Source organism: Micromonospora sp. B11E3 (assembly GCF_039871625.1).
Lineage (GTDB): Bacteria > Actinomycetota > Actinomycetes > Mycobacteriales > Micromonosporaceae > Micromonospora.
In genome coordinates this window covers 64,129-89,077 of record NZ_JBDPMC010000016.1, presented here as the reverse complement: position 1 = coordinate 89,077, position 24,949 = coordinate 64,129, and the positions used below count along the sequence as shown (strand labels likewise).

16 protein-coding genes and 2 pseudogenes are annotated in these 24,949 nt (G+C 75.7%); 11 read left to right on the top strand and 7 right to left on the bottom strand.

Going from position 1 to position 24,949, the window contains the following annotated elements; all coding sequences use genetic code 11:
- Positions 1-33: 33 nt before the first annotated feature.
- The 5 genes from ABGB16_RS11545 to ABGB16_RS11525 all read left to right on the top strand — a co-directional run bounded on the left by ABGB16_RS11545 (position 34) and on the right by ABGB16_RS11525 (position 10,534).
- Entirely contained in the window at positions 34-2,673 is a 2,640-nt protein-coding gene (locus tag ABGB16_RS11545) for a fibronectin type III domain-containing protein (protein WP_347668008.1), read from the top strand.
- Between the two features lie 30 nt (positions 2,674-2,703).
- Positions 2,704-3,696: a MoxR family ATPase gene (locus tag ABGB16_RS11540; RefSeq protein ID WP_347667994.1), complete on the top strand. Its 993-nt coding sequence runs from the start codon at positions 2,704-2,706 to the stop codon at positions 3,694-3,696.
- A gap of 12 nt (positions 3,697-3,708) precedes the next feature.
- Positions 3,709-4,938, top strand: a complete 1,230-nt coding sequence (locus ABGB16_RS11535; RefSeq protein ID WP_347667993.1) for a DUF58 domain-containing protein — start codon at positions 3,709-3,711, stop codon at positions 4,936-4,938.
- Entirely contained in the window at positions 4,932-7,301 is a 2,370-nt protein-coding gene (locus ABGB16_RS11530) for a transglutaminaseTgpA domain-containing protein (RefSeq protein ID WP_347667992.1), read from the top strand. The genes ABGB16_RS11535 and ABGB16_RS11530 overlap by 7 nt, the downstream gene beginning before the upstream one ends.
- Positions 7,302-7,774: 473 nt before the next feature.
- Positions 7,775-10,534, top strand: coding sequence for a M48 family metalloprotease (locus ABGB16_RS11525; protein WP_347668007.1), 2,760 nt, complete (start codon positions 7,775-7,777; stop codon positions 10,532-10,534).
- Positions 10,535-10,562: 28 nt separating this feature from the next.
- On the opposite strand, the gene ABGB16_RS11520 is transcribed toward ABGB16_RS11525, so the two are convergent.
- Positions 10,563-11,354: an SDR family oxidoreductase gene (locus ABGB16_RS11520; protein ID WP_347667991.1), complete on the bottom strand. Its 792-nt coding sequence runs from the start codon at positions 11,352-11,354 to the stop codon at positions 10,563-10,565.
- A gap of 38 nt (positions 11,355-11,392) precedes the next feature.
- Positions 11,393-11,953 (bottom strand): annotated as a pseudogene (locus tag ABGB16_RS11515) (LLM class flavin-dependent oxidoreductase); the annotation flags it as partial.
- Between the two features lie 61 nt (positions 11,954-12,014).
- Here ABGB16_RS11515 and ABGB16_RS11510 point away from each other — a divergent pair.
- The 4 genes from ABGB16_RS11510 to ABGB16_RS11495 all read left to right on the top strand — a co-directional run bounded on the left by ABGB16_RS11510 (position 12,015) and on the right by ABGB16_RS11495 (position 17,255).
- The gene (locus ABGB16_RS11510) at positions 12,015-13,292 is read left to right on the top strand and encodes a low temperature requirement protein A (protein WP_347667990.1); all 1,278 of its coding nucleotides are present in this window, start codon (positions 12,015-12,017) and stop codon (positions 13,290-13,292) included.
- Between the two features lie 17 nt (positions 13,293-13,309).
- Positions 13,310-14,155 carry a DUF1028 domain-containing protein gene (locus tag ABGB16_RS11505; protein WP_347667989.1) on the top strand — a complete coding sequence of 282 codons (846 nt, stop codon included), beginning with the start codon at positions 13,310-13,312 and terminating at the stop codon, positions 14,153-14,155.
- A gap of 105 nt (positions 14,156-14,260) precedes the next feature.
- Entirely contained in the window at positions 14,261-15,265 is a 1,005-nt protein-coding gene (gene mtnA / locus ABGB16_RS11500) for an S-methyl-5-thioribose-1-phosphate isomerase (RefSeq protein WP_347667988.1), read from the top strand.
- A 31-nt stretch (positions 15,266-15,296) separates the two neighbouring features.
- Positions 15,297-17,255: a bifunctional aldolase/short-chain dehydrogenase gene (locus tag ABGB16_RS11495; RefSeq protein WP_347667987.1), complete on the top strand. Its 1,959-nt coding sequence runs from the start codon at positions 15,297-15,299 to the stop codon at positions 17,253-17,255.
- A gap of 30 nt (positions 17,256-17,285) precedes the next feature.
- Here the strand turns inward: ABGB16_RS11495 and ABGB16_RS11490 are convergent.
- Positions 17,286-17,835: pseudogene (locus tag ABGB16_RS11490) on the bottom strand (maleylpyruvate isomerase N-terminal domain-containing protein); the annotation flags it as partial.
- Between the two features lie 87 nt (positions 17,836-17,922).
- On the opposite strand from ABGB16_RS11490, the gene ABGB16_RS11485 reads away from it, so the two are divergent.
- Positions 17,923-18,378 (top strand): YbhB/YbcL family Raf kinase inhibitor-like protein, encoded by a 456-nt coding sequence (locus ABGB16_RS11485; RefSeq protein WP_347667986.1) that lies wholly within the window; start codon positions 17,923-17,925, stop codon positions 18,376-18,378.
- A gap of 78 nt (positions 18,379-18,456) precedes the next feature.
- On the opposite strand, the gene ABGB16_RS11480 is transcribed toward ABGB16_RS11485, so the two are convergent.
- Positions 18,457-19,344 (bottom strand): phosphatase PAP2 family protein, encoded by an 888-nt coding sequence (locus ABGB16_RS11480; protein ID WP_347667985.1) that lies wholly within the window; start codon positions 19,342-19,344, stop codon positions 18,457-18,459.
- Between the two features lie 93 nt (positions 19,345-19,437).
- Here ABGB16_RS11480 and ABGB16_RS11475 point away from each other — a divergent pair, with 93 nt between their 5' ends.
- Positions 19,438-20,202, top strand: a complete 765-nt coding sequence (locus tag ABGB16_RS11475) for a DUF3159 domain-containing protein (RefSeq protein WP_347668006.1) — start codon at positions 19,438-19,440, stop codon at positions 20,200-20,202.
- 238 nt (positions 20,203-20,440) lie between these two features.
- Here the strand turns inward: ABGB16_RS11475 and ABGB16_RS11470 are convergent, their stop codons facing one another.
- The 3 genes from ABGB16_RS11470 to ABGB16_RS11460 all read right to left on the bottom strand — a co-directional run bounded on the left by ABGB16_RS11470 (position 20,441) and on the right by ABGB16_RS11460 (position 24,914).
- Entirely contained in the window at positions 20,441-20,854 is a 414-nt protein-coding gene (locus tag ABGB16_RS11470) for a roadblock/LC7 domain-containing protein (protein ID WP_347668005.1), read from the bottom strand.
- Positions 20,855-20,859: 5 nt separating this feature from the next.
- Positions 20,860-23,388: an ATP-binding protein gene (locus ABGB16_RS11465; RefSeq protein WP_347667984.1), complete on the bottom strand. Its 2,529-nt coding sequence runs from the start codon at positions 23,386-23,388 to the stop codon at positions 20,860-20,862.
- Positions 23,389-23,489: 101 nt separating this feature from the next.
- Positions 23,490-24,914: an FGGY family carbohydrate kinase gene (locus ABGB16_RS11460; protein WP_347667983.1), complete on the bottom strand. Its 1,425-nt coding sequence runs from the start codon at positions 24,912-24,914 to the stop codon at positions 23,490-23,492.
- Positions 24,915-24,949 lie beyond the last annotated feature (35 nt).

Here is a 24,949-nt window from a genome sequence, read left to right as displayed (position 1 = left end):
ACCTGGCACGACGACACGGGGAGGCAGCCGGTTGTGGCCACCATCGACGACGCCGTGAGCACGGGGGCGCAGTCTCCTCGCCGCCGTTCCCGCCGCCTGCGCGGCGGCCTGGTCACGATCGGCACGGTCGCCGCGCTGCTGGCCGCGATGGGGCTCACCGTCCTCGGGCTGGGCGCGGCGGACAACGCGGTGGCCAACTACGACGCCAGCAGTTGGCTGTGGAGCGCGGCCCGCAGCGAGATGTCCCGGGTCAACGGTGTGACGGCGCGGGTGGACACGCGGGTGGAGGTTCCGGGCGCCCGCCGGCATCCGATGCAGGTCGTCCAGACCGACCGGCTGCTGATCCTGCGTGACCTCAACACCGGGCAGGTCAGCTCGCTGGACCTGGCGACCCTTCAGATCACCGCGACCACCCGGACCACGCCGGGGTTGGGCGTGAACGTGGCGCTGCACGAGGACGCGGCGTTCGTGGTGGACGCCGTGCAGGGCATCGTCCGGCAGCTCGATCCGCGTTCGCTGGTGCCGGTCGGTGAGCCGGTGCGCTACCCGCCGGGCATCACCGGCGGGTCCTTCGACGGCGAGGGTCGGCTGTGGATCGCCGTGCCCGCCGAGGGCACGGTGTCGGCCGTGACGGCGGCGGAGCTGCCGGACGAGCCCGGGGCGGCGGCGCCGGCCGGCGGCGGGCTCAGCCCGAAGAAGATCGAGTCGTACGACGTCGCGGAGCCCAGCCACGAGCTGGTGGTGTCCACCCTGGACGACGGCGTCGCGGTGCTGGACCGCACGGTCGGCGAGCTGGTGCGGGTGCGGCGCGGCGAGGTCCTGCGCACCCCGCTGCGGATGACCGGGCCGGGCGCCCTGCCGGCGCGGACCAGCGGGCCGCGGGTGCCGGTGACGGTGCCCGGCGAGCGGAAGGTGCTGGTGATCGGCGACGGCGGTGAGGAGCGGCAGTTCACCGTCCCGGGCCGGGGTGACCGGCTCAGCCCGGCCGTGGCCTGGGCGGACCGCTTCTACGTCGCCGACGAGACCACGGGCATCGTCTACTCCTTCGACTCGGGCGGTCAGCTCGTCGACACGATCGGCGGGAAGGGCTGGACGGGGCCGCTGGAGCTGGAGGTGCGGGAGAACCACCTGTTCATCAACGCGCCGGACTCGGCCACCGCGCGGGTGGTCGACGACAAGCATCAGGTGCGCGACGTCGACAAGTACGCCAACGACGTGCTCGGCGGCGACCCGCCGCCGGCGCCCCCGCCGCCGCCTCCGCCGAAGACGCCGAAGGTGGGCAAGCCGAGCGCGCCACGCAGCGTCACCGCGTCGGCGGGCGACGCCCGGGCGCGGGTGAGCTGGCGGCCCGCGGCGGCGAACGGCGCCGAGATCATCCGGTACGTGGTGGAGGGCGCCGGCCAGCGCCTCGAGGTGGGCGCCAACCAGCGGTCGGTGGAGGTCAAGGGCCTGGCCAACGGCGAGACGTACCGGTTCTCGGTGCACGCGGTCAACGCCAAGGGCGACGGGCCGGCGCGTACCAGCAACCCGGTCACGCCGACGGCGGAGGTGCCGGACCCGCCGGCCAGCGTCACCGCCGAGGCCCGGCCGGACGGCACCGTGCTGGTGAAGTGGCCGGCCGCCGACGGGCAGGGCAACACGATCGCGAAGTACGCCGTGACCGCCTCCTCGGCCGGCGCGAACGCCCCGGTCGGCGAGTCGACGAAGACGGAGCTGGTGGTCCCGGCGGGTGAGCTGGAGTACGGCAACCAGTACGCGTTCACGGTGGTGTCGGTCAGCGACCGGGGCGCCGGTTCGGCGGCCTCCCCGGTGAGCAACACGGTCGTGCCGTTCGCCCCGCCGGGCCAGCCGGTCGGCCTGCGGGCGACGACCGTGGCCGACCAGCCGGGCACGGTGGCGGTGCAGTGGTCCCCGGCGGCACCCAACGGCCGGCCGGTGACGAAGTACCTGGTCGAGGCGGGCGGCCGGACCAGTGAGGTGACCGACACCCGGGCCACCGTCGGCGGTCTCGGCGACGGGCAGAACGTCACGGTCAAGGTCCGGGCGGTCAACGAGGCCGGGCCGGGCGCGGAGGCCACCGACACCGCGCGGACGGTCGCGCCGCCGCGCATCACGGTCACCGGCTCGTCGGCGACGGCCACCTCGGTCACGGTCACCTTCACGATGGACGCCGGCGGCGGGAAGCCCGCGTGCACCGTCGGCGTGCCGGACCGGGCGCCGATCGCCGCGTCCGACTGCGCCCGCGCCACCGTGGCGAACCTGACGCCGGGCACCGCGTACACGGTCACGGTGACGGCCCGCAACGCGGCCGGTCAGGACACGGCGACCCGGGCGCAGAGCACCGCCGCCCTGTACGGAATCGCCACCTGCAACAACGGGCCGTCCGGGGACCAGCGGACGTACTGCAACTCCGACGTCGCCGGCCGCAACGGCAACGAGATCTTCCGGGTTCCCCGGCAGGACAACGCCCAGCAGGTCGGCTGGGCCGAGCCCGGCACCCGGCTGAAGGCGTACTGCAAGAAGCGGGGCGACAACGTCGACTCCTGGATCTACAACAACCAGAAGCAGAGCACCTGGTGGGTGCAGGTCGAGTACAGCGGGCGGAACTACATTCCGTGGGCCTGGCTCAACCTCGATGGCGGCGACGACATCAACGTCCTGCCCACCTGCTGACCACGCGCCACCCACGCTAGGAGCACCACCGTGAACACCCGCGAACCGCTCACCCAGCCGGAGGTGCAGGGCTTCGCCGCCCTGGCCGCCCGGCTGGCCGAGAACGTCAACTCGGTGGTGCTCGGCAAGCCGCAGGTGGTCCGGCTGGCGCTGACGGCGCTGTTCGCCCAGGGGCACGTCCTGCTGGAGGACGTGCCCGGGGTCGGCAAGACCACCCTGGCGCGGGCGATCGCCGCCACCGTCAAGGGCCAGTGGCGGCGCATCCAGTTCACCCCGGACCTGCTCCCCTCGGACGTGTCCGGGGTGACGATCTTCAACCAGGCCACCCGGGCCTTCGAGTTCCACCCGGGGCCGGTGTTCGCCAACATCGTCATCGCCGACGAGATCAACCGGGCGTCGCCGAAGACCCAGTCGGCGCTGCTGGAGGTGATGGAGGAACGCACCGTCACCGTCGACGGGGTGCGCCACCCCGTGCCGCAGCCGTTCCTGGTGGTGGCGACGCAGAACCCGGTGGAGATGGACGGCACGTACCGGCTGCCGGAGGCGCAGCTGGACCGGTTCCTGGTCAAGCTGTCCGTCGGCTACCCGGACGAGGCGGTCGAGGTGGAGGTGCTGCGCGGGGCGACGGTCCGCTCCCCCGAGGCGCTGCCCGCCGTCACCGACACCGCCACGGTCGGGGAGATGGTGCAGATGGCCCGGCGGGTGCACATCGCCGAGCCGCTGTACGCGTACGCGGTGCGGCTGGCCGCGGCGACCCGCAACCACCCGCAGGTGCGGGTCGGGGTGAGCCCGCGCGGGGTGATCGCGTTGACCCGGGCGGCGTGCGCGTACGCGCTGATCGACGGGCGGGGCTGGATCATGCCGGAGGATCTCAAGGCCCTCGCCGAGCCGGTGTTCGCCCACCGGCTGCTGCTCAGCCCGGACGCGCAGGTGCGCGGGGTGACGCCTGCGGAGGTGCTGCGCCAGGCGCTGGCCTCGGTGCCGGTGCCGCTGCCGTCGGGCCAGCTCGCCCCGGCCCGCTGAACCCGCCGCGCAGTGGGGATCACCGCCCGGGGCGCCGGGCTGCTGGTGGCCGCCGTGGTGCTGCTCGGCGCCGGTTTCCGGTTCGCGTACCCGGAGCTGACCCTGCTCGGGGTGGCGGCCGGCGGCGCGGTCGGGTACGCCCTGCTGGTCGCGCTGTGGCGCCCCCGCCTGGAGGTGCGCCGGCACGCCGACCCGGACCGGGTGTCCCGGGGCGAGCCGGCCCGGATGGTGCTGACGGTGCGTAACACGGGGCGGCTGCGGGCGGCGAACCTGCTGGCCGAGGACCGCTGCGGCGACCGCTCGGTGCCGGTGCCGGTGCTGCGGCTGCGCCCCGGCCGGGACGTCGCGGTCGCCTACGACGTGCCGACCGACCGGCGGGGTGTGGTGCGGGTGGGGCCGCTGCGGGTGACGCGGCGGGACCCGCTGGGGCTGGTGGCGCTGGCCCGCGCGTACCCGGGGACGGTGCCGGTGTGGGTGCATCCGCGCGTGCATCCGCTGACGGCGGTGCCGACGGGCGCGGGGCGCAGCCTCGACGGCCGGGTGGACGGGGTGCCGCACGGGTCGATCACGTTCGACTCGCTGCGCGAGTACGTGGTCGGCGACGAGTTGCGCCGGGTGCACTGGCGTACCAGCGCCCGGGTCGGCGAGCTGATGGTGCGGGAGAACGTGGACACCAGCCTGCCGCGGATCGTGGTGCTGCTGGACAACCGGGCCGCCGCCCACCGTGACCCGCAGTCGTTCGAGTCCGCCTGCGAGGCGGCGGCGTCGGTGGTCGTTGCGGCGCTGCGCGCCGACCTGCCGGTGGTGCTGCTGCTGGTCGCGCCGGAGCGGCCCACCGCCGTCGGCGGGCCGGCGCCGGCCGGGCTGCCACGCCGGCGGCGGTGGGTCCCGGCACGGCGGGCGGCGGCGCCCCCGGCGGAGGCGGTCGAGGACGTGGCCGGGCCGCTGGACCGGCTCGCCGCCGTACGCCTCGACGGCGGCGACGCGGTGGAGGCGCTGCGCGTCGCGACGGGCCGGCTGCGGCGGGAGCGGCTCGGCGACACCCTGGTCTTCCTCACCGGACCGGACGGCCGGGGCGACTTGGGGCACGTCGGCGCGCTGCGCGGGGCGTACCCGTCGCTGCTGGTGGGGGTGTTCGGGGCGGCGGACCCGACGCCGGCCGCCGCGTCCGGGATGGTGGTCGTCGACGCGGCCGACGGCGCCGCGTTCGCGGCCGAGTGGGACGGGGTCCGCCGGTGGTGAGGTTGCTCGGGGCGTTGCGGGCGGCGGTGGCGCCGCTGGCGCTCGCGACGCTGGTCGCGCTCTCCGGGGTGGTGCTCGGCCGGGTGTACGCGGGCGGGCTGCTGACCTGGCTGGTGGTCGGCGCCGGGGTCGGCGCGGTGCTGGTCAGCGTCGCGGCCCGGCGGTTGCCGTCGTGGCTGGTCGCCCCGCTGTCGGTGGCCGCCCTGGCCGGTTGGACGGCGTGGTCGCTGCGGGTGTCCGCGGACTCCGCCGGGCTGACGGCCCCGCTGGTCGAGGTGGCGGCGGACGCGGCCCGCAACGGCATCCCCCGGCTGCTGACCGCGATGATCCCCGTCGAGCCGGCCCCGGACACGGTGCTGGTGCCGCTGGTCGCCGCATGGCTGGCCGGCCTGGCCGGCGCGGAGGTCGGGCTGCGGGCCGGCCGGCTGCTGCTGGGCTACCTGCCGCCCGCGCTGCTGTACGCCGGGGCGCTGTACGTGATCGGGCCGAACGCGGACCCGGCGATCTGGCCGACGGTGGCGTTCGCGGCGGTCGCCGCCGTGGGGCTCGCCGTCCCCGGCGGGCGGGCGGCGCGGTCGGGCCCGGACCCGACCGCCGGGCTCGCGCCGGGGGTGCGGGCGGCGGTGCGGGTACGGCTGGCCGCCACGACGGCGGCCGGGGTGGCCGTGGTCGTCGGGCTGGCCGCCCTGCTCGGCCCGGCGGTGGCCGGCCGGGTGGAGGGCCGGCCGGTGGATCCCCGCCGGTACGTGGAGCCGCCGCAGGTGGAGTCGCTGGACGAGAACCCGCTGATCCGGATCTCCGGCTGGGCGCTGAACCCGCAGCAGAAGCTGCTGGAGGTGAGCACGCGACGCGACGGCGCCGCCCCGGCCCCCGGCCCGTCGGCCGGCCCGGACGGCAACGGCCCGAAAGGCGACCCGGCGGCCGGCGGGGGCGACCCGGGCCGGTCGCCGCGGATCAGGCTCGCCGTGCTCAGCGACTACGACGGGGTGACCTGGCGGGTCGGGGCGACGTACCGCAACGCGGGCCGTATCCTCCCGGAGACCCCGACCGCGCCGGGGGCGACGGTCGAGACGGTCCGGCAGGAGATCACCGTCGCCGACCTGACCGGGCGGCTGCTGCCCGCCGTCGCCACCCCATGGGAGGTCAGCGGCGCCCGGGTGGCGTACGACCCGCGGACCGGGACGCTGATCCGGCCCGAGGGGCTGACGCCGGGGCTGCGGTACACGGTCACCTCGGCGGCGGAGCGGCCCGACAGCAACCTGCTCGCCGCGGCGGACGTACCGGCCGGGGACGCGGTGGCGCGGGTGCTGCGGGTGGCCGACGGGGTGCCGGATCCGCTGCGCCGCCTCGCCGCGCAGCTCGCCGAGGACAACGGCGCCCCGTACGCCCGGGCGGCGGCGATCGAGCAGTTCCTCGCCGAGCACTACCGGGTGGTGGCCGACGCGCCCAGCGGCCACGCGTACCCGAACCTGGAGTTCTTCCTCTTCGGCCCGCGCAACGGCGGCGGCCAGCGCGGCACCTCCGAGCAGTTCGCGGCGGCGTTCGCGGTGCTCGGCCGGCTGACCGGTTTGCCCACCCGGGTGGTCGTCGGGTTCACCTCCCCCGGGGACGGGCCGGTGCGGGCGGCGGACGCGTACGCCTGGCCGGAGGTGCTGTTCTCCGGGATCGGCTGGGTGCCGTTCGACCCGCTGCCCCGCCCGGACGAGGAGCCCCGCCCCGTCGAGGAGGACTTCCGGCCGCCCCAGGAGGAGCCGCCGCCGTCGCAGGCGCCCGAGCCCACCCCGGAACCGACACAGTCCGCGCCGCCGGTGGCCGCCCCGGCCCGACCGGCCGAGCCGGCCGGCGTGGCGACGCCCGTACTGGTGGGCGGCGGCGTTGCTGGCCTGCTGTTGCTGGCCGGGGCGGCGCTCGTGGCGCTGGCGTGGCTGCGGCGGTCCCGCTCCCGGGCCCGGCTGTTCGCCGGCGACCCGGGTTCGCGGGTGTCCGGGGCCTGGCGGGAGGTGACCGACGCGCTGCGGCTGGCCGGCCGCCCCGTGGGCGGGGACCTCGCCGCCACCGAGGTCGCCGCCCGGGCCCGCGCCGCCCTGGCCGAGGCCCGCGCCGAGGCACCACCGCCCGGGAACCGGCGCGACCTGCTGGCCGTCGCCCACCTGGCCGGCCCCGGGGCGCCGGAGCCGGACGTGGCCGAGCTGGCGGCGCTGCTGAACCAGCTCGCGTTCGCCCCCGGCACCACCACCGTAGAGCAGGCGGAGCGGGCCGCCGCCGTGGCCGCCGGGTACACGGCCGCCCTGCGCGCGGCCCGCCCCTGGTGGCGCCGGCTGCTGTGGTCCGCGCACCCCGGCCCGCTGCGCTGGCCCCGCTGACCGTCCGCCGAGGGGGGCGCGAGCGGCCGTCCGGGCCCAATCAGGATGAGGCGGAAACACCCAGCCGTCCATGGACAGCACGGCCCAAGCAGGGGTATGAAGTCCAATGTGGGCGGCCGCTCTCCTGCAGTGTCGCACACGTCGCGGCCCGGCGTTCCCCTTGGGCGCAGTGGATGTCGTGGTGCGCAAGCAGCTCCGGGGGGACAGATGGGCGCAGAGACAGCCTCGTCGCAGGGGCGCAGGGGCCCAGGGCAGGCACGGGCGTGCAGAGTGCCGTGCGTCATGTGGTGGGCGCAGAGGGCCCTTCGGGTCAGCGCGACACCGGTGAGCCCGAAGGCGGCGCGGGCACGGACCAGAACCGGACGAGGGCCTGACAGGTGACGGAAGACGGACGCCCCACTCCGCAGCAGTTGGACGAGCGTGTCCTGGTCTCCGGGACCACCTTGCGGTTCGTCGTACTCGTGGTGTTGATCATGGTGAGCAGCGCCACGATGATCATGTTGGCCCTTGGCGCAGGCCCCGCCTCGTCCCCAACCATGGGCGGTTCCGCCGGATGTGAACTGGCCGCCGGGGGAGACCCCAGCCAGATCGGCCACCCCATCCCGCGGCAGAACAGCGGCGCCTACCGCGCCTGCATCGACCGTTTCTCGTCATCGCCAAGGCTGCCCTGGTGGCCGTCGCGAGTCTGGCCGGCCCTTGTCATTGTGGTGTCCGCCGCGCTGATGTGGGCGATACCTGCCTGGAAGGCGCGGCGGAGCCGGGTCGTCCCCCTGGAGGCGGTCGACGTCGATGGCGAAATCCAGAGGACGATGAGTGAACTGGCCGCGGTGGCCGGGCTCGACCGCCTGCCGCGCATCGTCCTCGACCCGGCGGCGGCCTCGGGCGACGCGGTGGTGTTCGGCAGCAACCGTCGGCCGATCGTCTGCCTGCGTGGCGGGCTCCTCGCCGGCCGCGGCAGCGACCCCGAGGGCTTCCGGGCGGTAGTGCTCCATGAGTACGCCCACATTCGCAACGGGGACGTCACCCTCACCTACCTCACCGTGGCGCTGTGGCGGGCCTTCCTCGGTACCGTGCTGCTCCCGTACGTCGTACTGCTCCTAACCCTGGCGGGATGGCACGCCTTGTTCGCCACAGGAGTGCGTGCGCCCCTGGAGCCCGAAACGATGGAGTCACTGGGCGGCTCACAAATCATTCTGGGGAAGCTGTTCGCCACAGCGGCGGTCCTCGTGGTCCTCGTCCACCTCGCGCGCGCGGACGTGCTGCGCAGCCGGGAGACGTACGCCGACCTCGCGGCGGTGCGCTGGGGAGCCGACCCCCGCAGCTGGTCGGGCATCCCCGTCGCTGCCGAGGGAGCCGGGGACGGGAGCGGACGGCTGCGCCGCCTGCTGAGGACCTTCCTGGAGCTGTGGGCCACGCACCCCAGAGGAGATCTGCGTCGGGCGACCCTGACCGATCCCGCGACGCTGTACGTGGCGAGGGCGCTGCCGATGTTCCTCACCGGTGTCGTCGCCCCGCTGATCCACTCCCAACTGGGTCTGTACGCTGCGGCTTACGACGTGGCGTGGCTGGTGGACGCCTCGTGGGTACTGACGGCGGTGCTGGTCGCCGGAGTGGCCGGAACCGCGCTGTGGCGTGCTTCGGTCCACGCCATCCTCACCAGGCGGCCGGTGCCCTCAGGACTACGGGCCGGGCTGTGGCTGGGGATAGGGATGGCCACCGGCGAACTGACCGGGTATCACGTCGGGCTCGACTCCCTGCTGCCGGCGCATCCTCCCGCTCTGCTGCTGCCCGTCTGCGCCGGAGCGTTCTTCGGCTGGTGGACCACGCGGTGCGCGGAGCTGTGGTCCAGGGCGTGGCCGGGGTCCACGTTCCGTCCGGTGACCCTGCTGGGTGCAGGCGTCGGCGGTGTGCTGCTGTCGTCATGGTTCGCCTGGTGGCAGGTGCATGGCGTGTCGTTCGTGAGAGGCTGGCCGTACTCCGTGGCCGAGATGCGGGCCAACATGACACGCGGGGTGCCCGCCGTGGACGTGGCACAGCAGGACGGCATCGTGACCGGGTTGTCCACGGTGTGGCCGTCGCTGGTCCCGTTGACCGACTGGCCGCTCACCCTGGCGTCGGTCGCGCTCCTCTGGTTGGTGCCGCTCGCGGCCTGGGCGGTTCGTTCCCCAGAGCGCGAGACACTGCCACCCCTGCGGCGGGTCCTGCTCCCGGGCCTGCTCGGCGGAGTGCTTGCCACGTGCGTCGTCGCCGGGGCAATGGCGTACATGCACACGTGGCCGCCTCCGACTACCGAGTCGAGGGTCCTCCTGATCTGGACCTACCTGGCCTGGGTGCTCATCGCCGTGGTCGCGGGCGCCGGTGCCGCCGCGACCACGACGGCGGCGCTGGTGGACCGCTACCGGCTGCTGTGCGCGCTGATCGGGGCCCAGACCGCGGTGTTGGTGGGCTTCGCCGGGGCGATCGCGGTGGCGTCTCTGGACGGCTGTGTCCCGCAGTTGTCCACGCTGCGGCTGTCCTGCCATCCGTATCCCATCGCGTCGGCCTGGCTGGGCTTCCGCCTCATCAGCGGCCCGGCGCTCGTACTGGCTGTGCTCGTCACCGCCGTCGCCGCCGCGGCCGTCTCGGTGATTCGCCGACTTCGATCAGCCCGACAGGCGGCGCCTGCCCCACGCCTGCGGATGCCCTCCCGCTACGGACTCTCGCACAGGCGGTTGGCCATGGGAGTGCTGGGCGTCGTGGTCGTGGTGATCACCGTGGCGGACCTGGTGTCGCCCGCCGTCGACCGCTCTCCGCCGACCGCCGAATCGGGAGCCGAGCTGCGGCAGGCGGAACCGTCTCCCCGGACCAGAGCGCTGCAGGTGTACGCGTGGGAGAAGTACGGCGGCCTGGCACTCCAAACGCGGTTCGCCACCGCCGGGGGCGAACTGAGCGCCCTCATCGAGAAGCCGGAGATGGTCGACAACTCCCTGGCCATCAAGCATTGCAGGGAGTTCCAGGCAATCGCGAGGGATGCCGCCGCCTACTTCCCCGTCCCCGAGGCTCAGGCCCAGTCGTACTGGAAGGCGTTCGCCACTGGCGCAGCACAAGGTGGTCGGGACTGCGAGCGAGCCCTCGAAGTATCGAGTGGCCGGATGCTCGCCATGGCCCTGAACGAGCTGACCGAAGCCACGAACGCACTCTCCTTGATGAACGAACGCAACGAGAGCCTGAAGCGAGCGGGAGGTCTCCCGTAGTGGGCTGGCAGCAGGGAGATGGAGGAGGTCAGGAGCGAAGGCGGCGGACGAGCTTGCGCATGCCGGCCTGCCAGCCGTCCGGGTCCTCCGCGCGGCGCCGGGCGTAGTTCGCCACCTCCGGGTGCGGCAGGATGAGGAACCGCTCCTCGGCCAGCCCGGCGATCACCGCGTCGGCCACCCGGTCGGGGTGCAGCACCGGGCCCGACGCCGCGATCACCCGCGCGCCGAGGTGCCCGGCCGACAGCCCGTCGGCGAGCATCGGCGTGTCGACGCCCTGGGGGCACAGCGCACTGACCCGGATGCCCTGGTCGCGGTAGGTGACCGCCAGCCAGTCCGCGAACCCGACGGCCGCGTGCTTGGTGACGGTGTACGGGGCGTCGCCGACGGCGGTGAGCAGCCCCGCCGCCGAGCAGGTGTGCAGCAGGTACCCCTGGCCCCGGGCGAGCATCCCGGGCAGCACGGCTTGGGCGCAGTGGACGTGGGCCAGCACGTTGACCCGCCAGGCCCGGTCCCAGTCGGCGGCCGGGGCGTCCAGACCCGCCCCGGTGGCCACTCCCGCGTTGGCGCAGAACAGGTCGATCCGGCCGTACCGCCGCTCGGTGTCGGCCACCAGGTCGCGGACCTGGTCCTCGACCGTCACGTCGACCTGCACGGCGCGGGCGGCCGGGCCGACGGCCCCGGCGACGGCCGACGCCCCGGCGACGTCGAGGTCGGCCACCACGATCGCCGCCGCGCCCTCGGCGGCGAACCGCCGGGCCAGCGCCGCGCCGATGCCGCCGGCCCCGCCGGTGATCACCGTCACCCGGTCGGTGAGGTTCATCGTCGTCTCCTCTCCGCTCGGCCGGTTGTCGACAACCGTCAGGCCGGGCCCAGCCGGGCGATCAGGTCCGCCAGCGCGGCCGCGCCGCCGGCTGCCGACTCCGGCGTGGGCAGCAGCGCCAGCACGGGTACGTCCACCCCGGCGTCGACGTAGCGGCGCACCTGCTCCCGGCACGACTCCGGCGCACCGTGCAGCACCAGCGCGTCGACCACCTCGTCCGGCACCGCCGCGCCGGCGCCGCGCCGGTCCCCCGCCGCCCAGGCCCGCCACATCGGCCCGAGCGTGTCCTCCCGGCCCAGCCACCGGTGGAAGGCCGCGTACGCGGGCACGGTGAGGTAGCTGGTGATCAGCCGCCGGCCGACGGCGCGGGCGTGGGCGGCGTCCTCGGTGGGGCAGACGAAGATCCGGGCCACCACCTCGAACCCCGGCCGGCGCTCCCCCGGCAGCGCGGCTCGCAGGAAGCGCAGCACGTCGCGGGTGCGCGCGTACGGCTCCTCGAACGGCGCCGCGTTCCAGTCCCGCACCAGCACCGGGGAGGACGCGCCGATGCCCAGCGCGAACCGGCCGGGCGCGGCCTCGGCGACCGTCGCCGCGGCAAGATCCCGGGCGGGTTGTGCCGATCCCCACCGTCCCCGACCGGTCGGGTGTTACGACTGCCAGATGGACCGGTACGACGGCGGGACGGCCGACCGGGGCGACGGCGAGTCGCCGCGGCGGCAGTGGACGCCCGAGCCGAGCGGCCAGGCGCGGCTGCGGCCGCTGACGGAGGCAACCGAGCGGGCGACGTTCCTGGAGCTGTTCTTCGACCTGGTGTTCGTCTTCGCGCTCACCCGCATCGCGGCCCGGGCGTTCGAGGACCTGGTGCTGCAGGGCGAGACGTCGGGCTGGCCCGCGGTCACCGCCACGGGCAAGACCCTGCTGCTCCTGCTGGCGCTGTGGTCCGTGTGGCAGGGCACAGCCTGGATGACGAGCCGGTACGACCCGTACCACCTGTGGTTGCAGGTCGTCGTGATCACCTCGCTGGTGACGACGATGGTGATGGGGGTGGCGATCCCCCTCGCGTACACCAGCATGGGGTTGGCATTCGCCGCGGCGTACGTGGCGGCCCAGGTCAGCCGGCCGTTGATCCTGATGCTGGCGCTCGGGCGGCACCCGGCCCGGGGGCTCGAGCTGCGGATGCTGGTCGTGTACGGCGCCACGGCGGTGCTGTGGCTGACCGGCGCGTTCCTGCCCACCAGTGTGCGGGTGGTGCTGTGGCTGGTGGCGCTGGGCGCGGAGTACCTGGTCGCCCGACTCGGCTGGCCGGTGCCCGGGCTGGGCCGGTCCATCGTGAACAGGTGGCAACTCGGCGGCGCGCACCTGGCGGAGCGCTACCAGCAGTTCTTCCTCGTCGCGCTGGGCGAGACGATCCTGGTCGCCGGCCTCACGTTCAGCGCGCACCCGTTCGGCGCCGATCACAGCGCCGCGTTCGCGACGGCGGTCGTGACGTCCATCCTGATGTGGCGCATCTACATCCAGCGGGCCGGACGGATCCTCGCCGAGGCGGTGGCCAAGGCGGCCGAGCCGGCGGCCATCAGTCGGTCGGCCACCGACACGCACCTGGTGATGGTGCTCGGCCTGGTCGCCACCGCGATCGGCTACGAGCTGGCCATCGGGCACCCGCTGGTGCACCCGCCGGTGGTCTGGGTGGCGATGGTGGCCGGCGGCCCGGTGCTGTTCCTGGTCGGCCGGGCCCGGTTCGAGTACGAGGTGTTCGGCCGGGTGTCGCCGTCGCGGTGGGTGGCCGCGCTGGTCCTGCTCGCGCTGGTGCCGGCGCTGGTGCGCGTGCCGGCGCTGCTGTCGTCCGTGACGGCCGCCGTGGTGCTGCTGGCGGTGGCGGTGGCGGACGCCCGCCGGGCCTGGGGCAAGCCGCCCGAGCAGGCCAAGCCGCCGTTCTGACCTCTAATCTGCTGCGAATGACCTTCTCCATCGTGGGCCGCTCCGTCGACGGCCGTCAGCACGGCGTGGCCGTGGCCAGCAAGTTCCTCGCCGTCGGCGCGCTCGTGCCGGCCGCCGCGGCCGACGTCGGCGCGCTGGCCACCCAGGCCCACGCCAACCTCGCCTTCCGGGAGCAGGGATTGGCGCTGCTGCGCACCGGGGCGGCCGCCGCGGACGCGGTCGCCGGGCTGGTGGCCGCCGACCCGGGACGCGACGACCGCCAGCTCGGGGTGGTGGGGGCGACCGGCGACGGGGCGACCTGGACGGGTCCCCGCTGCCACGACTGGGCGGGCGGCCGGGCCGGCGACGGCTGGGCGGCGCAGGGCAACATCCTGGCCGGCCCGCACGTCGTCGACGCGATGCGCGACGCCTGGCTGGCCGGGGCGGCGCTGCCGCTGCCGCAGCGGCTGCTCGCCGCGCTGCGCGCCGGGGACGAGGCCGGCGGCGACCGGCGCGGCCGGCAGAGCGCCGCCCTGCTCGTCGTCGAGCGGCGCGGCGGGTACGCGGGCACCAGCGACACCGTGGTGGACCTGCGGGTCGACGACCACCCGGACCCGGTGGTCGAGCTGCGGCGGCTGCTCGACGTGCACGCGATGCTCTTCGGCAGGCCGGACCCGGCCACCCTGCTCGACCTCGCCGGGCCGCTCGCCGACGAGGTCGCCGGGCTGCTGGCCCGCGCCGGACACCCCGTCGGCGCGGCCGGGCTGGACGACGCGCTGGCCTCCTGGGCCGGGGTGGAGAACCTGGAGGAACGCCTGGTGTCCGGGCGGATCGACCCGATCGTCCTGGCGCACCTGCGCCGCGCCACCGGCGAGCGGGACTGACCGGTCCCCGGTTCGCCGGAACCACCTTCGCCCGGGGCGCTGCGACGCGTTGATCCGGAGCGGGTCGCCCCCGTAGATTGTGGGCCCGGACAGTGAGGGGTGCTGATGCGAACTGTCGACTGGCGGGACGGTCTGATCATCGCGATCGACCAGACCCGGCTGCCGCACGAGGTCGAGTTCCTGGAGATCGGGACCGTCGAGGAGCTGATCGTCGCGATCCGGTCGCTGGCGATCCGCGGCGCGCCCGCGATCGGTGTCGCCGGGGCGCTCGGGGTGGCTCTCGCGGCCCGGCTGTACCCGGACGACCCGGCGGAGCTGCACCGGGCGCTCGACGCGATCCGGGCCGCCCGACCGACCGCGGTGAACCTCGCCTGGGGCGTCGACCGGGTACGCGCCCGGCTCGAGGCCGACGGCGCGGAGGCGGCCCTGGCCGAGGCCCTGACGGTGCTGGAGGAGGACGTCCGCTGCTGCCGGGAGCTCAGCGAGCGGGGCGCCCGCTGGCTGGTCGAGACGGTGGGGCCGCAGGTGGCGGTGCAGACCCACTGCAACGCCGGGGCCCTGGCCACCGTCGAGTGGGGCACCGCGCTGGGCGTGGTCCGGTCCCTGCAGGAGCACGGGGCGCTGACCCACGTGTACGCCTCGGAGACCCGGCCGCTGCTGCAGGGCGCGCGGCTGACCGTGTGGGAGCTGGCCCAGATCGGTGCCCCGCACACCCTGGTGGTGGACTCGGCCGCCGCGTCGGTGCTCGCCCAGGGCCTGGTCCACGCGGTCGTGGTCGGCGCGGACCGGATCACCGCCAACGGTGACGTGATCAACAAGGTGGGCACGTACCCGCTGGCGCTGGCGGCGGCGCGCGCCGGGGTGCCGATGGTGGTCGCCGCCCCGGAGTCGACCGTCGACCTGGCCACCCCGTCCGGCCGGGACGTCCACATCGAGGTGCGCGCTCCCGAGGAGATCACCGCCCTCGGTGCGGCGGCGCTGGCGCCGAAGGGCACCGGTACGCTCAACTACGCCTTCGACGTGACCCCGGCGGACCTGGTCACCGCCATCGTCACCGAGCGTCGGGTGATCCTGCCGGCCGCCGGTGGCCGCCCCGACGACCCCGCCTGACCCGCCCCCCTCCTCCGAGGAGCCGCCCCCGATGCTCAACCGCTGGTCCGCCGCCGACGCCCCGGACGCCTCCGACCCGGTCGCGCAGCTCGTGTACGCGTCCCGGCTCCTCGGGGCCGACACCGACCTGGTGCTGCACGGCGGGGGGAACACCTCGGTCAAGGCGACGGTCACCGACCTGACCGGGGAGCCGGTGGAGGTGCTGCACGTCAAGGGCAGCGGCTCCGACCTGGCGACCATGACCGCGTCCGGCTTCACGGCGCTGCGGCTGGACCGGTTGCGGGCGCTGCTGCGGCTGGAGCGGCTCGGCGACAGCGACATGATGAACGAGCTGCGCTGCGCCCGCCTCGACGCGACCGCGCCGGACCCGAGCGTCGAGACGCTGCTGCACGCGCTGCTGCCGCACCCGGCCGTGCTGCACAGCCACGCCGACGCGCTGCTCGCCCTGACCAACCAGCCCAAGGGTGAGCGGCTGGTCGAGGAGGTCTACGGCGACAGCGTCGTCGTGGTCCCGTACGTGATGCCCGGTTTCGACCTGGCCCGGCTCTGCGCGCAGCTGTACCCGGCGCGCGCCCACGCCGGGACGGTCGGCGTGGTGCTGCTCAACCACGGGCTGTTCACGTTCGGCGCGGACGCCGAGGAGGCGTACCGCCGGCACATCGAGCTGGTCAGCCTGGCCGAGGAACGGATGGCCCTGCCGCGGCCCCGCCTCGCGCCGGCCGCGCCCCGCCCGGTCGACCGGGTGCGGCTGGCCCGGCTGCGCCGCGAGGTGTCCGCCGCGGCGGGCGCCCCGATGCCGCTCAGCCGGTACGAGGACCCGGCCGTGCGGGCCTTCCTCGACCGGCCCGACCTGGCGGCGGTCGCCACCCGCGGCCCGCTCACCCCGGACCATGTGCTGCGCACCAAGCGGGTCCCGCTGATCGGCACCGACGTGGCCGGGTACGCCGACGACTACCGCCGCTACGTCGAGCAGCACCGCGCCCGGGCCCGCACGGCCCTGACCGTCCTCGACCCCGCGCCCCGGGTGATCCTCGATCCCGAGCTGGGGATGCTCACCGCCGGCCGGCGGGCGGCCGAGGCGCTGATGGCCCGGGACATCTACCGGCACACCGTCGACGTGATCTCCGCGGCCGAGGCGGCCGGCGGCTACCAGGCGCTGCCGGCCCACGACATCTTCGACCTCGAGTACTGGGAGCTGGAGCAGGCGAAGCTGCGCCGGGGCGGCCCGGCGCCGGAGTTCGCCGGCGAGGTGGCGGTGGTGACCGGGGCGGCCTCGGGCATCGGCCGGGCCTGCGCCGAGGCGCTGCTGGCCCGGGGAGCCTGCGTGGTGGCCCTGGACCGGGACCCGTCGGTCGGCGCGTCGGACGGGCCGGCCCGGCTCGGCCTGACCGTCGACGTCACCGACGCCGCGGCCGTCGACGCCGCCCTGGACGCCGCGGTGGACCGGTTCGGCGGCGTGGACATCGTCGTCGCGGCCGCCGGGATCTTCCCGGCCAGCCGGGAGATCGCCGGGCTGGATCCGGCCGACTGGCGGCGCACGATGGCGGTGAACGCCGAATCCGTGACGTACCTGTTCTCCCGGACCCATCCGCTGCTGGCGCTCGCGCCCCGGGGTGGCCGGGTGGTCGTGGTCGCCTCGCGCAACGCCCTGGCCCCGGGGCCCGGCGCGGTCGCCTACTCGGCCTCGAAGGCGGCGGTGACGCAGGTGGCCCGGGTGGCGGCCATGGAGTGGGCGGCCGACGGCATCCGGGTCAACGTGCTGCACCCCGACGCGGTCTTCGACACCGGGCTGTGGAGCACGGAGATCCTCGAAGCCCGGGCCAGGCGCTACGGGCTGACCGTGGCGGAGTACAAGCGACGGAACCTGCTCCGTACGGAGATCACCAGCGCCCGGGTCGGTGACCTGGCCGCCACGCTCTGCGGGGAGACCTTCGCGGCCACCACGGGCGCGCAGATCACCGTGGACGGGGGCAACGACCGGGTGATCTGAGCCGGGGGGCGCCACCGGCGGCGAGGCGGGTCAGCCGGCGAAGGCGAGCCAGCGGAAGTCGGCCGCCGCCAGGACGGCGCGTTCCCGGTCGGTGAGCGGCGTCCGGCCGGTGGCCTTGGCGACCAGGGTCAGCCGGTCCCAGCCCAGCTCCGCCGGGGCGCCCCGTCCGCCGGTCAGCAGCCCCGCGACGACCCCCGCCGCGGCCGGGGTGAGCCACGGTTCGCGCCCCAGGGCGGCGGCCAGGTCCAGGCCGTGCACGCCGACCTCCACCACCCGGGTGACCAGGAACTCGGTCAGCGCCATGGCGTCGCCGTGCCGGGTCCGGACCACCCGGTCCGGGGCCCTGCCGGGCCACCGCGGCGTCGGCCGCCCGCCAGGCCCGGTCGAACTCGGCCGCGACGGCCACCGGGTCGGGCAGCTCGCGGGCCTCCCGGCGGGCGCCGTCGATGCGCGCCCGGTCGACCTGCGGGGTGAACTTCGCCGCGCCGAAGTACCCGGCGGCGTCCACCTCGGCCCGGGGCGGGGCCGGCGCGGCCAGCATGTCGGCGAGCCGGCCGGCACCGGTGGACACGTGGGCGACGCCGTAGCCTCGCACGCCGACCGCCGTCGTTTCGTGCCGGCCGGTGCGGGTACGCGCCGGGAGCGACGACGGAGAGGAGGCCCGGAGATGGCCGGCATCATGATGCGCAGTGTCGCGTTCAACGACCACGACCGCCTGCCGGATCGTTTCGCCCGCGAGGGCGAAAACGTCTCGCCGCCGCTGGAGTGGGCCGACGTCCCCGACGGGACGCGGGAGCTGGTGCTGTTCGTCGAGGACCGCGACGCGGGCCGGGAGCCGTTCCTGCACTGGCTGGTCACCGGGATCAGCCCGGACTCGGGCGGGGTCGCCGAGGGCCAGGTGCCCACGGGCGGGCGGGAGTGGCCGAACGGGTTCGGGGCGACCGGCTGGGGCGGGCCGCACCCGCCGCGCGGCGACGACCCGCACCGCTACTTCTTCCGCCTGTACGCCCTCGAACGGCCGCTGGAGCTGCCGGACGCGCCCGACGCCGGCGACGTGCACCGGGCGCTGGTGGACCGGGAATTCGCCAGCGGCAACATGGTCGGCACGTACTCCCGCACCTGACCCGGCGGCGACCGGCGACCCCGGCGGCGCCGGGCCGGCGGGGTCGCGGCCGGCGCGACGCCTTGCCGGCGGGGCCGGTCAGCCCTTGTGGCGGGGCACCAGCCGGTGGACGACGGCGAGCACGAGCGCGGCCACCACGCCGATCGTTCCGGCGATGCCGGCCGCGCTGCCGGCGTACCCGACGAACAGCGGCCGCCGGCCCAGCTCGTGCGGGTCCACCCGGGGCAGGTCGACCAGCCACCACAGGGCGAGCACCGACGCGGCCACGGCCAGCGCGCCGCCGACGCCGAGCACGACGGCGGCGATCCGGTGCGCGTCGGCAGCTTCCACCTGTGCCCGTTCCCGCTGGGTGACCAGCAGCAGCAGCCCGGCCAGCGCCGCCCAGACGCCGACGACCAGGAACGCCGCGACCGCGTCGCTGGGCCGGTGCCAGCCGGCGGAGAGGGTGGCCACCCCGGCGGTCGCCGCGTACCCGGCGCCGAGGAACGCGCCGACGGCGCGCACCTTGCGCGGGAGCACCAGGATCAGCGCCAGCGCCACCGACGCCGCCACGGCCGTGTGCCCGCTGGGCAGGCTGTTGCCCGCCGCGGCCCGCTCCGGGTCGATGCCGAAGTCCGGGCGGACCAGGACGTACTTGAGCAGTTGCGTGGTCACGTTCGCGCCACCGATCAGCAGGGTGGCCGTGAGGGCCAGCGCGACCCGACGCCGCATCAACGCGATGAAGCCGATCACGGCCGTGGCCGCCAGCAGCGAGACCGCCGACATCGCGTTGAGGAGCCGGTCCACGGGCCCGTCGATGTGGTCCTGGCCGATCCGGTTGCCGGTCAGCGCGACCGTGTCGAGCCACTGGCCGAGCTCGGTGTGCAGGGCGAGGCGCCACAGCACGACGAGCGTCGCTGTCTGGGCGAGGGCCAGCACGACCAACCAGACCGCCGTCCAACCCCTCGCCGTCTCCCGCACCCGCACACCGTAACGGCACGCCGGGGGGACGTCGCGCGCCGGCCCACCGGCGGCCGGGGATACGTTGGGACGGACCCTGGAGGAGATGCCGTGACCGCCATGCCCGAGCCCGATCAGACGACGGCGTCCCCGCGGCCCACCGACCGGCCGGAGTCCCTCGCGGACCTGCTGGGCGGGCGGCGCGGGGCGGTGGACGCGACCCTCCCGCCGGTGGCGTTCGCGCTGGGCTGGCTGCTCACCGGCCGGTCGCTGCTCGGCGGGGTCGCCGCCGCCGTGGTGGCCGGCACCGCGGTGGCGGGCTGGCGGCTGCGGCGTGGCGACCGGCCCCGGTCGGTGCTGATCGGGCTGCTGGCGGTGTGTGTGGCCGCGCTGATCGCGTTGCGCACCGGACGGGCGAGCGACTTCTTCCTGATCCAGGTGCTGTCCAATGTCGCCAGCGCACTGGTCTGGGCCGTCAGCATCGTCGTGCGGTGGCCGCTGCTGGGGGTGCTGGTGGGCGTGGCCCTGCGCCAGCGGGGGCGGTGGCGGCGCGACCCGGCGCTGCTGCGGGCGTACGGGCGGGGCAGCTGGGTGTGGGCCGGCACGTACGCGCTGCGGGTCGTGGTGTTCGTGCCGCTCTACTTCGGCGACCAGGTGCTGCCGCTGGTGGTCGCGCGGGTCGCGCTGACCTGGCCGCTGGTGGCGGCGGCGCTGGCGCTGAGCTGGCTGGTGATCCGTCGGTCGCTGCCGGCCGGGCATCCGGGGCTGCGGCACCCGGTCTCCGCGTCCGGCCCGGCCGCCGACGAGGATGCCGGGGCGGCGGAGGCGAGCGGGGCGGGAGAAGAAAGGGAGAGGCCGCCACGGGGGGAGCGGCCTCTCCGGTGACGTACGTTACTCCGTCGGCGACCGTGGTGTGATCCCCCGGCGGTCACTTTTTCACGACTTTTTCTCGGCAAGTTCAGCTTCGGGCGGTGGACCGGGCCGGCCGGGCCGCCACGTCGACCGGCCGGCCGGCCGGTCCCGGCTCGACCATGGGGATCGGTCCCCCGCCGACCAGGGTGTTCGGTTTCTCCGGGGCCGGCGCGGGGCGGGCACGGCGTCTCCGCGCCCGCCCGGGGCGGCCTCAGCGCGGCAGCGCCTGCTGCAGCTCCGCCCGCAGCGCGGGCGTGAGCATCTCGCCGGCCTGCTTGGCCAGCCGGGCCATCTCGTAGCCGACCACGCCGATGTCGGCGTCCCCGGCGGCCAGGGTGGCCAGGATCGAGCCGTCGCGGATCTGCATGACCAGGAAGTACCCCCGGCCCATCTCCACCACGGTCTGCTTGATGACGTCGTCGTCGAACATCTGCGCCGCCCCGGCGGTGATGCTCATCAGCCCCGCGGTCACGGCGGCCAGCTTGTCGGCCTGGTCGCGGGGCAGGTGGTCCGAGATGGCCACCAGCAGCCCGTCGGACGACACCACGATTGCGTGCGCCACCCCGGGCACCCGCTCGGCGAACCCGCTGACCAGCCAGCTGAGGTCCCGCGCCTCCTGGCTCAGGGTCATCATTGTTGTCCTCCTTCGCTGCGCCCGCCGCCCGGCGGCAGGACGATCTCGGTGGTCTCCTCGGCCTCGGCCCGTCGTACCCCGCTGTACAGCCGCGACAGCATGCCGCCCACGGCCTCCGGGTCCGGGTCGTGCCGCCGCTGCTGCGGGCGCGTCGATCCCGTCATCGCGGCCAGTTGGGCCATCGGCACCCGCACGGGCAGCCCGCGGGCGTTGGTCCCGCCGGTGATCGGCGCGGCCGGCGGCGCCGGGACGGGTTTCGCCGCCGGCGCCGGGCCCTGCCGCGTCCACCAGCCGCCGCCCGCGCGTGCCTCCGGGCACGCCGCCGGGGCGAGCACGTCCTCCGCCCGCACCGGCACCGGACGGGGCGGCCGGGGCGCGACCGGGGGGTCCGGACGGCGGCCCGCCACCGGAAGCTCCGCCGTGTCCGCCGACGCGGGGGTCCCGGCCGGCGCGGCCGGCCGGGGCGGCCCGGCCAGCGCGGCGGTCAGCATCCGCCGGCGCGGCGGCGAGTACAGCCCGGCGGGCGGGGCGGGGGTGAGCAGCGCATCCGGGATCACGACCCGCGCCATCAGGCCCTCCTGGCCGGGGTGCAGACGCACCCGCACGGCGTGCCGGGCGGCCAGGTGGCTGACCACGAACAGGCCCATCCGCTCCGACGCCGCGACGTCGGCGGCCGGCGGGGTGGCGAGCACCTCGTTCGCCTCGGTCAACGCCGCCGGGCTCATGCCCAGCCCCGCGTCGCTGATCTCCACCAGGGCGCCCGGGGTGTGCGGCTGGGCCGTCACCGTCACCACCGTGTCCGGCCGGGAGAACGCGGTGGCGTTCTCCAGCAGCTCGGCGAACAGGTGCACCAGGTCGCCGACGACGTGCCCCACGACGTGCAGGTCCGCGGCCGGCTCGTGGCGTACCCGCTGGTACTGCTCGGTCTCGGCGGCGGCGGCCAGCAGTACCGCGCCGAGCGCCACCGGCCGGTTCCACCGCCGGGTCGACTCGGTGCCGGCGAGCACCAGCAGGCTCTCGTCGTTGCGTCGCATCCGCGCGGCCAGGTGGTCGAGCTTGAACAGGTTCTCCAGCTGCTCCGGGTCGTTCTCCTCGCGCTCCAGCTCGTCGAGCAGCTCCAACTGCCGCTCCACCAGCACCTGGCTGCGCCGGGCGAGGTTGACGAACATCGCGTTGACGTTGCGGCGCATGGTCGCCTGCTCCACCGCGACGCCGACGGCGCTGCGGTGCACCGCCACGAACGCCTCCGCCAGCTCGCCGATCTCGTCCAGCGAGCGGATCACCGCCGGCGGCACCTCGATGTCGGACACCCCGCCGCTGACCTGACGGAGCTGGTCCAACGCGTCCGGCAGCTCGATCTGCGCGATGCGCAGCGCCTGGCCGCGCAGCAGCTTCAGGGAACGGGCGATGGACCGCCCGATCAGCACCGAGATCAGCACGGCGACCAGCAGGACGGCCACCGCCCCGCCCGCCAATGCCAGGGTCGCCCGCAGCTGCCCCGTGCTGGCCGCGTCGGCCCGGGCCACCGCGGCGGTCACCACGGCCTGTTCGAGCTGGCGGAGCAGTTCCTGCCGCTGCTCGCTGGCCGCCCACCACTGCGGCGCGGGCAGCACCGCCGGCTCCGCGCCGCCGCTGGGCAGGCTCTGCTCCTCCAGCTCCACGGCCCCGACGAACGCCGGGTCCGCCGCCGTGCTCTCGTACCGGCGGATCTGCTCGGCCGTGGCCGCGGCCCGGAACGCGCCGAGGGCGGTGAGCTGCTGGGCGCGCAGGTCGGTCAGCTCGACGTGGTCCTCCACCCCGTACCGGCCGGCGCGGGCGGCGGCGTACAGCTCGGCGCGTACCCGGGAGGACAGCTCCTTGACCCGGGCGAGGTGGACGTAGCGCAGCACCGCGTCGTTGAGCGCGCGCTGGCCCTCACCCGCCGACGGCTGGGCGAGCAGGGTCAGCAGCGCGTCGACCGCCCGGTGGTAGTTGCCGAGGATGGTGTCGCTGGACAGCACCGCCGGCGGCACCGTCGGCCGGATGTAGATGATCTGGTCGTACGCCTCCAGCGCCTCCGAGTACGCCACCCGCCACGCGGCGGAGGTGTCGGCCAGCGGCTCGGCCGCCCGCCGGAGCTCCTGCACGGCCTGGTCGCTGGCCAGCTGCAACGGCCGCAGCGCCGTGATCGCCGCGTCCCGGTCGGCGCGGCCGCCGGCCCGCCGCAGCTCGGCCAGCTCGCCGGCGGTGCGGTCGCGCTCCTGCTGGAGCTGGTGCACCGCGGCGGCGATCTCCGGGCCGATGCCGACCTGCCGGGCGAACTGGCTCAACGCCGTGGTCTGCCCCACCAGGCCCTGGGTCTGCACCCCGGCCAGCACCAGGAACGCCGCCGTCGGGATGACCAGCACCGCGGTGAGCTTGGTCCCCATCCGCCAGTCCTGCAGCCGCAGTGGCGAGCGGCGGCGGTGCGGCACGACGCGTACGTCGAACCGGCGTCGGGCATGGTTCGACAGCCCGCCCCGCGCCGGGTCGGGACCTGCGCCCAAACCTGCCTCCTAGGTCCCCTCGCGTTCGCCGGTCCCCCCGCGTTCGCCGCAACCGGACAGCGGGGTCCATCCAACCAGCCCGGCCGGCGGTGTCAACGTCCCTAACTGAGTGGATGCTCAGGAAGGGGACGCAGGACGCGCGGACCTGACGGGGTCGGCGAGGGCGCCTCATCCGTCCGTACGATGTGGACAAGCCGCACGGGGGCGTCCAGCCGGCCCAACGCGATCCGCGCCGCGCCTGCGGCGCCGATCTCCGGGTCGGGCTGGTAGCGCACCGGCCGCGGTGCCAGGCTGGCCGCGAAGGACTCCCGCCACCAGGCCGAGGCCGCCATCGCGCCCCCGCCGAGCACCACCTCCACCGGGCCGTCCACGGTGGACTCCAGCTCGCCGAAGTCGGCGGCGATCAACCGGCAGACCCCGGCCATCAGGCCGGCCACGATCGCCACCGCGTCCGTGGCGAAGTCCAGACCGCGCACCGCCCCGGAGCCGGCCGGGGCCAGACCCGGCGCCCGGTCGCCGCCGAACCTCGGGTCGGCCGCCACGCCGCCGCCGGGCGGGATCCGCGCCAGCGCGGCGTCCAGCTCCGCGCCCTCCGGCAGCCGCAGCTCGCGCCGCGCCCAGGAGAACAGGTTCCCCCCGGAGGAGTACGCCGTCCCGGTCAGCACGTGGTCGTGGTCGACCCGGTACCGCCACAACCCCTCCGGCAGCGGCGGCAGCCCCTGCCCGGCCGGCGCCGGCTGCACCAGCCGGACGGCCGCCGACGTGCCCACCGTGACCGCCGCCCGGCTCGGGTCGACGCACCCCGACCCGACGTTCGACGCCGCGCCGTCGCCCACCGGGGCCGCCCACGCCGCGCCCGCCAGGTGCGGCCAACGCCGGGCGTGCTCCCGCCGCAGCCGACCCCGCCAGCCGGCCGGGGCCAGCACAGGCAGTTCCCCCGGGCGGGCGCCGGCCAGCGCGCACGCCTCGGCGTCCCAGCTCAGCGTGGACAGGTCGAGCAGACCCGTGCCCGAGGCCTGGGACACCGACATCGGCGCCTCCTCCAGCAGCGTGCCGAGCACGTACTCCACCAGGCCGACGAACCGGGCCGGCGGGGTCGCCGCCCGCTCCCGCAGCCACGGCAGCCGCACCGACCAGTAGGCCCGGTGCCACCAGGTGCCGGTGCGCTGGTGGTAGGCCGCCACGTCGGCCGGGCCGGTCACGCCGGCCGGCGGCTCGGAGCGGGTGTCCAGCCAGGTGAGCACCGGCCCCATCGGCTCGCCGGCCCCGTCCAGCGCCAGCACCGAGTGCCACTGGCCGGACGTGGCGACCAGCCCCACGTCGCGCAGGTGCCCACGGGCGGCCAGCTCGTCCAGGCACTCCACGAGGTGGCCCAGGTAGGTGGGGCCGTCGACGGTGGCGGCGCGGTCGGCCACGGTCAGGCGCACCTTACGGCGGGCCAGGGCGCCGGGACGCGGCACGGCGTCCGCGTCCAGCACCAGGCCCCGCACCGAGGAGGTGCCCAGGTCCAGCGCGAGGATGTCCATCGTCGATCACCGTACCCGTCGGGCGCGGAACCGGC